Genomic DNA, 10,748 nt, shown 5'->3' on the forward strand with positions numbered 1-10,748 from the left:
GATGAATGGTTCAAAAGGACATGGAACAATATGGATTATGATAATCCGGAACGCCGTCCATACTGGGCAAACCGCCAGACGAATGAGCAGAATTTTGGACTGATGAGCTTCGAGTCCGGGAAGCTGAGCTCAAGTATATTTGTAGATGGCAGAAAAAAAGATTGGGATAAAAAAGCAATCCAGCCATTAGCTAAATCCTCCAGCGGTGACTTGAGACAAGTATTTGCAGATTCAGATGCAGCATATCTGAATCTTCGCTTTGATTTTGCCAAACCGTTGGACTGGAATAAGCAGAGCACTTATGTGTTCTTGGATACCATTCCTGGTCAAGGGCAACAACAATTGAAGCTTAAAAATGGAATAGATTTAAAGGCTGATTTTGGCGTCGATTTTGTGATTAATCTCTCAGGACCGGATCATTCCAGAATACTCGTAGACAGCTACTATGATCCTTACTATTTTCAATATGGGAAAACACTAAAAATGATTCCTGGTCAAAAATATGCAGAGCGGAATAACAATGGAATCTTCCATCCAATCATGCTGACGCTAAACAAGGAAATGACACAACCAGTAGAGAACATTAAAATTCCTTTTGAATCTTATGAAACTGGCATTTTAAAATATGGAACAGCTAATCCTTCTGATGAAAAATTCGATTCACTTACCGATATAAGTACTAGCGACGATCGAAAAACTGTTGAAATCCGCATCCCATGGCAGTTGTTAAATGTTAAGGACCCAAGTACCAGGGAAATCATGGGCAATCTTTATGAAAGTGGTCTTACTGGAAGTGAAAAGATTGAAGGGATTCATTTAGCAGCTGCAGCAATAGAGGGGGGCCATATTACTTCTATTCTTCCAAAAAATGATCCTGGATCACTAAAAAATAGTGTCCTCTACAAATGGGAGGAATGGGAGCAGCCGCAGTTTTACGAACGAACGAAGACTTCATACGGCATCATGAAAGAAACTTTCAATAATGCCCGCAGCAAGGGGGAAAACCAGTGAAACGGATTTTGCTGGCTGAGGATGATGAAATTTTAAGAATGCTGATCATTGATACTCTGGAAGAGGAAGAATTTCATGTGGAAGAAGCAGAGGATGGACTGGCTGCACTGAAATTTGCTGAGGAGAGCCAATATGATCTTATTATCATAGATTATATGATGCCGGCTTATTCAGGGATCGAAGTTATTGAGAAAGTGCGAAAGGGAGGCATCAACAATGCTGTTCCCATACTTATGCTTTCGGCTAAAAGCCAGCTGTCAGAACAAGAAAAAGCAATTGGGGCGGGTGCAGATTATTTTATTGCGAAACCTTTCAGCCCTTTAGAACTACTGGGTAAAGTGAGAGATATCCTGCATGAATAAAATATTGTTTAAAAAGAACAGTATCGTACGGCGGTTTATTTACTTGATGAGTGTATTTATCACCGCTTTTTTAATTCTGGCAGCAATCTTGCTGTATTGCTTTTATGATCTCAACCAAACCTATACTTCAAAAAACAGGGAGCTTGAGAAGAAGGAGCGCCTTGTCCAGGAAATCAGTGAAGACTTTAACCAGGCTTTCATGGATGTCCGGGGTTATATTGCTTATGGAAATAAGGATTTAAAAAAAGCGGCACTCGATAAGGAGCCTGAGATACGGGAACATACAAGACATTTTGAGGAAATGGCATCCGATTATCAGGATCAGGAATTCCTCAATCACATCGAAATATTTACAGATTATTATTTTGTCTCGACTTTGCCTGATGCATTAGAAGATTTCGAGAGTGGGAATTATGAAGCTGTAGTAGAAGCCGCTAATTCAGGGGCAACTTACAGGGTCACTAGCATTAAGAAAGAAATCAATGGGTATATTAAGGAAATCGACACCCAGATTGATAAGAATTTTCAGGAACTGTCAAAAATGCAGGCATATGTGCAAATTGGCTTTGTTTCCTTCATTCTCCTATTTTTAATTGTCTTGCTCAGAATTACCAGAATCATGTTCAGCGAAATCGCTAAGCCGCTTGCAAGCTTTGCATCCACTGCAAATGAGATAGCCAGTGGCAGGGACGCAGTCATAGAAGTTGATTCCGAGCGGAATGATGAGCTTGGAATCCTCTCTGTTGCATTCAATAGAATGGTTGCGAGCATTCAGGAGAATGAGCAAAACCTCATGGCACAGAATGAAGAGCTGATGGCACAGCAGGATGAGCTGCATGCCCAGCAGCTGGAGCTTCAGGAAGCACTCGAGATTGTGAAGGGCAATGAACTAAGACTGAACAGCCGAAATGAACTCGTTAACAAGATTGCAAATTCTCTTGATAAACAGGAAGTATTGGAAAGTGTCGTCATGAACATGTGCCCGATTATCGGTGCTGAAAAAGGGATCATTGCTTTCATTGATGACGATTCGTATGCATCCTATGGCATCGCGACAGATGGAGTAAAGCAATTCAGGAGCAATTTACTATTCAGTGGAATAGTTGAGAGACTGCAAATGGATAGAAAGCCTTTTATTATGAAAAGAGATTCAAGGCAAGATGAAAAAGGATTCCACACAAATATGTTATATGCGCATGACCTGTACCTCCCGATCTTTTTATCTGGTAAAAAGCTGATAGCCGTAATGGCGTTCAGCCGTTCTGATGCGCCTTTCGAATTAAGGAAAATGGAAGAGTACGAGGCTCTTGCTAAAAACATCGGGATCGCCTTGGATAAAATCAGCCTGTACCAAAAATCTGAGGAGGCTAGGCGACTGAACCAGGACATCCTCGATACAATTCAGGAGGGTGTACAGCTGGTCAATACAGATGGGGCCATCCTTCAGGTCAATAAGCAGTTTTGTGAAATGTTTGGCTGCCCTGACCGGCTTCAAAAAATGGACGGCTGTTCATGGGAGGAATGGACAGAACTGCTATCAAGGCATATTGCTGAATCAGAAGATTTTATCGATTTTTTAAGAAAAGAAGTATCGAGTCTTGACCGTTTTTCTTCAGCTGACCGTCATTATATTTATAAAAGCAATAGTGGGCAGGTGTATAAGGTTTACTGTGAAGGATTATTCCATGGCAATGCAAAATTGGGAACAATCTTTGTCCATCGCAATATTACGAAGGAGTTCGAGGTCGACAGGATTAAATCCGAATTCGTCAGCACGGTAAGCCATGAGCTGAGGACACCGCTTGCAAGTATCCTTGGTTTTACCGAGCTGATCCTGACGAGGGAGCTAAAGTCTGATCGCCAGAAAAAATATTTAACGACTATCTACAATGAAGCAGGGCGGCTGACTGCCTTAATCAATGATTTTCTTGATATCCAGAGGATGGAGGCAGGAAAGCAATGCTATGAAAGCAAGGAGATCGAATTGCTGCCAATCATTCAAAAGGTGATTGATCTCCAAAAGGTGCAATCAGATAAGCATGAATTAATCCTCGACTTTGCCGCTGGCAGCGACAGGATCATCGGTGACAGAGAGAAAATGGAGCAAGCCCTTACCAACCTTGTTCATAATGCGATCAAATATTCTCCGGATGGAGGAGAAGTAAAGATTGCTTTGTACGAAAAAGAGGGTCAGGTGAATATGGAAATTAAAGATGAAGGGCTTGGGATTCCGCCGGAAGCAATGCATAAATTGTTTGAAAAATTCTACCGGGTGGATAATTCCGACCGCAGGTCCATAGGCGGTACAGGTCTGGGCCTTGCTATCGTCAAGGAAATCATCCATTTCCATAACGGTGACATAAAAGTCGACTCAGAATATGGGAAGGGAAGTACGTTTACCGTCTCATTGCCAGTTCAGGCAGCGTCTTTATCTTCAATAGAGATGTAAAATAGAAAAGCGGCCATGCGCCGCTTTTTTTGTTGTCTGAAAGGCGTATCTCTGGATGGTCAAATCGTAGTGGAGATATAATACGTATAACAGTATTTAAAAGAGGAGGGGCAGCATGGCAAAAAAATCGCTGACATTATTCACAAGACCAATGTGAACGGATTGCCAGGAAGCGAAGGAGTTTCTTTCGCAAAATAAAATCCCTTACGAGGAAATTAATGTTCAGGGAGTACCAGATAGAGAAAAGGAACTGAAGGAAATTACCGGAACGATTATTGTACCAGCCTTTATTTTTACGAACACAAAGTTGATGTTCATAAAGCAGAAGAAGGTGCTGATTGGATTTGAAAATAATCGCATTGAAATCGAAAAGCTCGTTGAACGCATTAAGCAGTAAAAGCCATCGATTGATGGCTTTTTTTTCTTTTTGTTCCCATTTAATTAAACTTGTTCTGATGGAAACTTGTTTTTATCTTACAAGGCCACATCTTCAAATGGGTCATACCCCGGATGTTCAAGATATGGAAGAAGCGAGTCAGTCTGATTCTCAAGAAAATAAATATTTTGGCAGGCATGGAACGTTTAAATTTTTCATAAATATGAATATATAAATCGTTTGGAGGAAGGAGATAAATTTAATTCCTAGTTGACGCATAGGAATAGGTGTATTATATTGTTCAATATGATACTTTGAGGAGGGAAAACCCGTGACAACTGGACTTGTTATTTTAAATATTGCCATTATGCTAATCATCATCGCTGGTCTATTTTACATGCAAAAGAAACATGTATCTTTTTCAAAACGTGTTTTCATTGCACTTGGAATCGGAATTGTGTTTGGCTTTGCCTTACAGTTTATTTATGGAGCAGGTTCCGAGGTTATTGCTAAAAGTGCTGATTGGTTCAGCCTTGTGGGCAGCGGTTACGTAAAATTTCTGCAAATGGCTGTTATGCCGCTTGTGTTCATTTCAATACTTGCTGCTTTTACAAAATTGAAGCTTACAAATAATATCGGGAAAATCAGCACGCTGATCCTTGGCTTGCTTGTTGGGACAACAGCAGTGGCCGCCGCTATTGGTATAGCGACAGCTGTAGGCTTTGATCTTGAAGCGGTTCAGATTACCCAAGGCGATGCCGAGCAGGCACGCGCCGAGCAGCTTGAGCAGACATACGGAGGAATTGAAGGCCGCACGATGCCGCAGCAGATTCTCGATCTTCTTCCGGCCAACCCATTCCTTGACTTTACAGGAGCGCGCCCAACCTCTACAATTTCGGTCGTAATCTTCGCAGCGTTCCTGGGAATTGCTTACCTTGGTGTCAGAAGAAAATCGCCTGAACAGGCAGAACTTTTTGCTAAAATTGTAGATGCATTCTACGCTGTGATCATGAGGGTTGTTACTCTAATCCTGCGTCTGACCCCGTACGGTGTTCTTGCAATCATGACAAAAACAGTAGCATTGAGTGACTTTGATGCGATTCTAAAACTCGGTAAATTCGTTGTTGCCTCGTATGTGGCGCTTGCAATCATGTTCATCATCCACTTGTTGCTATTGACGATTGCCGGCTTAAACCCAGTCACATATATTAAAAAAGCATTCCCTGTACTCGCATTCGCCTTTACTTCGAGAACAAGTGCCGGCGCATTGCCATTGAACATTAAGACACAAAGATCACTAGGGGTGCCAGAAGGAATTGCCAACTTTGCTGGTTCATTTGGATTATCTATCGGCCAAAACGGCTGCGCAGGGATTTATCCAGCGATGCTTGCAGTCATGATTGCGCCAACAGTAGGTATTGATCCTCTGTCACCATCGTTCATTGCAACGGTAATCGCGATAGTAGCCATCAGCTCCTTCGGGGTTGCTGGGGTTGGCGGAGGAGCAACTTTTGCCGCATTGCTTGTGCTTTCTGCACTGAATCTTCCGATTGCCCTTGCAGGTTTGCTGATTTCAATCGAACCATTGATTGACATGGGGCGAACCGCAGTCAACGTCAGCGGATCGATGACATCCGGTATTCTGACCAGCCGAATCACAAAAGAAATCGATTCATCGGTCTATGGGAATATGGATGCAAAGATTGAGGCAGAAGCATAAATAGGAACAAGTATATAATAGAAGCCAGCCAAATTAATTTTGGCTGGCTTTTTCATCGTTTTTATTAAAAGGAAGGCTATATTAGCTGCTCCCGCTTAATAACACATAAAGAGGTCATCAACCCCACACAGGTGATGGTCAAGAGTGAATAAGTGAATTTCTCCATCCCAATCACCTTCATGCCTGATAATATCACTAGTCCATCTAAAGCAAATATCAGGACACCTACATTGATCGAAACAAATTTATTGATTAACTGAGCCAGCAAATCGGTTCCGCCAGTACTTGTTTCATGGCGGAGCATCAGGCCAATTCCACAGCCTACCAGTACACCTCCTAAAATCGCACTTGGCAGGACACCGAGATTCAATCCTTTTTCAGTGGGAGCGAATAAATCAATGAATAAACTGGAGACCATTAAACCATGAAGACTGTGGAAAAAGTACTTTCTTTCCAGAAACCAAGCTAATAAATAGAGGGGAATGCTTAATATAATGATTGTCAATCCAGTAGGCCATCCATAAAAATAATGGATGATCAATCCGAGTCCAATCATTCCGCCATCCAGTAGATGGTGCGGAACCAAAAATCCATTGACACCAATGCCCAATAATAAGCTGCCGACCAATACAGCGAGTATTTTCCCTAACATTACGAATCACCTGCCTTGTCCAACTTCCTTTAGTTATTTTTATGAAATTAGACTAGCATTAGAACAATCCATAAAAAAAGAACCCGCGTGTATGCGGGTTCAGATATTAATGCGGTAAAAATGCGAGCTGGTAGAAGAACAGCACTGCGAAGATATAAAGCAAAGGATGAACCTCGCGCCATCTTCCTTTTACTACTTTTAGCAAAGGATAAGAGATGAAGCCAAGGGCAATTCCCGTTGCGATGCTGGAAGTCAGCGGCATGCTCAAAATGATCAGGAACGCTGGGAAAGCTTCATCTAGCTCGTTCCAGTTAATCTTCGAAATGCTGCCCATCATTAAGCTGCCGACAATAATCAAAGCTGGAGCAGTAATGGCAGCCAAACCGGACACTGCGCTGACAAGAGGGCCAAAGAATGCTGCCACAATGAATAGAACTGCTACTGTCAGTGAAGTCAGTCCTGTGCGTCCGCCCGCAGCTACACCTGATGAAGATTCGATGTAAGCTGTTGTTGGGCTTGTACCGAACATGGCACCTACAGCTGTAGCGATCGAGTCGGATAGCAAGGCTTCTCTTGCTCTTGGCATGGAATCACCCTTCATCAGACCAGCCTGGTGGGCAACTCCGATCATCGTTCCGGTTGTATCAAAAATAGTGACAAGGATGAAAGAAAAGACAACTGCGTATAAGCTGTTGTGGACAACATCCATTAAGGCAGTCCAAGGGTTCAGCACAATCATGCCTTCAGGAAGCGAAGGGAGAGACATGAAACCCTGGTCGAAATTCAATTGACCTGTAAAGAAGGCGATAAACCCGGTAATCACCATACCCAAGAATAACGCACCATTGATATTCAGCATCAAGAGCACAAGGGTAATCGCAAGACCCGCCAAAGCGAGCAATGCAGATGGTGAGTGAAGATCGCCAAGAGCAACCAGGTTTGTCGGATGATCCGCGACAATTCCAGTTAAGCGCAGACCGATAAAAGCGATGAAAAGACCAATTCCGGCAGTAATACCGTGCTTTAAATTAACAGGGATTGCTTCAATTAATTTTTCCCTGAAAGATGTGAGAGAAAGGATAACAAATAGTAAACCCGCGATAAAAACGGCAGCAAAAGCTGTTTCATACGTAATGTTTTGATGATTGCCAACGACAGAATAGGCAAAGTAAGCGTTCAGCCCCATCCCGGGAGCAATGGCTATCGGATAATTAGCAAACAAAGCCATCCATAGGGTACCGATAACAGCAGCAATAATTGTTGCTGTAAAAACCTGTTCAAAAGGGACACCGGCATCAGCCAGGATGATTGGATTAACTACAACGATATATACCATCGTAAAAAATGTGGTTATACCGGCCATCATTTCTGTTTTAACATTCGTGTTGTTCTCTTTCAATTTAAACATTAAAGTTCCTCCAAAAATACGAACGATTTTAAACACAAATAATATAATATTCGTTTTTAACCAAGTTTACAAGAGATAATTTAAAAAAGAAGCTGCCAATCGTTTAATTATAGAAAATAAAAAGGATGTTTTCTAAAAGATTGGTGTTTTTGAATGGATTTTTATCACAAACCCTTGAGTGGAAAGTCAATCCGAATCTAATAGCAACATTGGTTACGAAAACAGCAAATAAAAAAAGACTCAATAGAGCCTTTAGTCAATAGTATTACCCATCTAATAGAAAAAACATTGTTATGCGGACTTCTCATTTGCTTTCATAAAAAAATCTTTAGACAGCCATAATCCAGCTAAGTACATTGCCAGTGCAAAATAGGCAGGAAGCAGGTGGATAAAATCGATATACCCAATATACAAATGCGTAAGGATACCCGTAGTGAACGCCGGAATGCCGCCAAAAAGAAATGTTCTCCACAACCAGGAAGCCCCTTCATGAAATCCCCATAGCGCCAGCAGTAAAACCAGTAAGCCAACACTTAAAAGCGCGCTGCCAAAACCGGCACGGTCATGGGCAATGACAGGTATAAGTTTTTCATTTAGCTCATTCATTTGTTCTGGTGTCATGCAAATATATTGTAGATCTGTATCCACAAAGACATTCGTAGCACCGATTGAAGATATGACAGCTCCCCCAATGACAAAAGAAAATCCGAGCATGACAAACATCAGCTGTCCATATACTGCTTTTTTCCAAATAGAATGGTTTGTGCGGTTTTTTGAAGTTGGTGGTTGATGGGCTAGACTGGTTTTCCTGTATCCAACTATGTAAAACGGAAGGAGAATGAGCCAGAATAAACCATGAAGCCAATCGAAATATCCAAAACCGATGAAAAGCAAGATTCCAAGGAATCCGATGATGGCCGCAATATTGAAAGCTCTTCTTGCCCAGTGAATTCCATATCGAATGCCATGCCTCGCCAGCTGCATATAAATGAATCCTCCAGAAATCATTGTTCCAGCGAGAGTCATGCGGTCGTGAGACATGAATTTGTAGAGATTAGGATTCAATGCCATTAATTCAAGCCTGCTCATTTGCATGAACGCTTCATCATAAAAAAGGATCACCTTCGTTAGACTGAAAAATAACGCAACCGTACCGCCAAGTAGGATGAACAATCCAAAAAACCAAAACCAAATCCAGCCGGGAACCTCCTCATTTGCTATTTGTCTGGTATCGAGCAAGGCTTCATGGATTCTTTTTGTCAGCCCCGGCCCAGTGGCGACATAGCCTCCTGTCAGAAAGATTAGTTCTGCCCCACCTGTTAAAAACGCAAGGCCGTCAGCTGGCTCTAAAATCCCGCCGCAGGTAATCAACGGGAGATTAATCTCTTTTTTTAGCAGTCGGAGAGCATCAAGCATGCCATCTGTCTGTTGCAAGGGAGTCTTTCTTTTTCCATCTTCTACATAATCAGTCTCATCAATTACGATTCCGCTTGCCAGAGCTCTTAACACCTTAAGCTTAGGTAAGCTTGCAGGCGTCTGATTATGCTTAATGGCAAAAAGAACAGGTTTGTTTCTTAAAATTTGTTTTAAACAAGTTAAATCTTGAATGCTTTTAATTAGATCTAATCCAATAACAAATATATCTCCCAAATCAGCCAACTCTTCAGTAGCAGCTTCCAGTTCGCCGAGCCTGATCAAAATTGGATTTTGTTGCTTTCGCAGCTTTTTTAATCTACTGATGGTTGCCACTAACCCGATCGACTCTGTTTTTTCGGGTAAAACAAGGGCAGAATCTTTTTGGGAAAGGAATGTTGCTGCAGCAGGTACGGATGGCAAGGATGTTACCGGTCCGACTTCAATGCAACCAAAGCCGAGATGAGGAAATGCCTGGATTCCAGAAAGCTGGGGATCTATTATTCCACTCAGTCCAACAGGGCTTTGGAATTCATGACCGAACAGGTTCTTTGTTAATTTTTCTGAGGGAGCCATATGACCAAGAAATTCTATAAAATGAGTCCCGCCAGGAATATTGGCAATCATGGACATTCCTTTATGAATGAATTCACGACCTGAATTACCAGGCAAACGTGTAAGCCAGGGCTTAAACATCGGATGATAAGACCAATCAGGCATAATTTCAACCCCTTTTGTTTGCAAAATCCATTTAGAAAATTGAATGAAGGTCATCTTCTATTTTAACGTACTCATTTTCATTCCGTTAAGATTATTATCAACAGGGTAAAAGAAAGAATTTTCAAGTTAGTGCTTTGGTAAAGTTCATTGTGGTTTTAGCACTAATGTTAGTTTCAGGGTAATTAACAAGCAAAATTATAAAGATATTTCCAATAGAAGAAGACTGTTGCTGGGACTTGAATAAAAAGAAATACTTCAAGAAAAAATAGAGGGGAAAATGATTGTGGAGGTATGGAAAACATGGATGCAAAGCGAGTGAAACAAATCCTATCATCATCTGCTGAGATTGATGTTGTTTACAATGGAGCTTCGATTTGGATTGACCAGCTCAACGAAGACGGGAGGACTGCTACGGTTCATCTGCGAGGACCTATGGAGGAAAGATCAACTGTGGAAATTTCAGAGCTTCAGGAAAGGTGAGATTTCATCAATACTGCCGCCGGGATGCAAATTTGTGTACGGCGGTTTTTTTATATGGCACAATATTTATGATACCTATATAGGTTTATCATCTGTTTATTAGAGGTACTTTTTTAAATGAGAGGAGAGATGAGCATGTTCCATTATACAGTTGAAG

7 protein-coding genes and 2 pseudogenes are annotated in these 10,748 nt (G+C 41.6%); 6 read left to right on the top strand and 3 right to left on the bottom strand.

Annotated elements, in window-relative coordinates; translation table 11 throughout:
- The 5 genes and pseudogenes from WB217_RS03105 to WB217_RS03125 form a co-directional block, all read left to right on the top strand.
- A pseudogene (locus WB217_RS03105) lies at positions 1-1,011 on the top strand (hypothetical protein); the annotation flags it as partial.
- Positions 1,008-1,373: a response regulator transcription factor gene (locus WB217_RS03110; protein ID WP_423990544.1), complete on the top strand. Its 366-nt coding sequence runs from the start codon at positions 1,008-1,010 to the stop codon at positions 1,371-1,373. The pseudogene WB217_RS03105 and the gene WB217_RS03110, both read left to right, overlap by 4 nt.
- The gene (locus WB217_RS03115) at positions 1,366-3,822 is read left to right on the top strand and encodes an ATP-binding protein (RefSeq protein WP_423990546.1); all 2,457 of its coding nucleotides are present in this window, start codon (positions 1,366-1,368) and stop codon (positions 3,820-3,822) included. Before WB217_RS03110 ends, WB217_RS03115 begins: the two co-directional genes overlap by 8 nt.
- Positions 3,823-3,994: 172 nt before the next feature.
- Positions 3,995-4,219: pseudogene (locus WB217_RS03120) on the top strand (glutaredoxin family protein); the annotation flags it as partial.
- Between the two features lie 346 nt (positions 4,220-4,565).
- Positions 4,566-5,918 (top strand): L-cystine transporter, encoded by a 1,353-nt coding sequence (locus WB217_RS03125; protein ID WP_423990554.1) that lies wholly within the window; start codon positions 4,566-4,568, stop codon positions 5,916-5,918.
- A 76-nt stretch (positions 5,919-5,994) separates the two neighbouring features.
- On the opposite strand, the gene WB217_RS03130 is transcribed toward WB217_RS03125, so the two are convergent.
- The 3 genes from WB217_RS03130 to WB217_RS03140 all read right to left on the bottom strand — a co-directional run bounded on the left by WB217_RS03130 (position 5,995) and on the right by WB217_RS03140 (position 10,111).
- A complete protein-coding gene (locus WB217_RS03130; protein ID WP_423990548.1) occupies positions 5,995-6,570 on the bottom strand; it encodes a YitT family protein in 576 nt (191 codons plus the stop codon).
- A 106-nt stretch (positions 6,571-6,676) separates the two neighbouring features.
- Positions 6,677-7,978 (bottom strand): NCS2 family permease, encoded by a 1,302-nt coding sequence (locus WB217_RS03135; protein ID WP_423990550.1) that lies wholly within the window; start codon positions 7,976-7,978, stop codon positions 6,677-6,679.
- A 291-nt stretch (positions 7,979-8,269) separates the two neighbouring features.
- A complete protein-coding gene (locus WB217_RS03140; RefSeq protein ID WP_423990552.1) occupies positions 8,270-10,111 on the bottom strand; it encodes a dihydroorotate dehydrogenase in 1,842 nt (613 codons plus the stop codon).
- Positions 10,112-10,411: 300 nt separating this feature from the next.
- Here WB217_RS03140 and WB217_RS03145 point away from each other — a divergent pair, with 300 nt between their 5' ends.
- Positions 10,412-10,591: a small, acid-soluble spore protein, H family gene (locus tag WB217_RS03145; RefSeq protein WP_423990556.1), complete on the top strand. Its 180-nt coding sequence runs from the start codon at positions 10,412-10,414 to the stop codon at positions 10,589-10,591.
- The last annotated feature ends 157 nt before the right edge of the window (positions 10,592-10,748 follow it).

Origin of the sequence: Mesobacillus sp. (genome assembly GCF_049588175.1) — a bacterium.
Taxonomy (GTDB): domain Bacteria; phylum Bacillota; class Bacilli; order Bacillales; family Cytobacillaceae; genus Mesobacillus.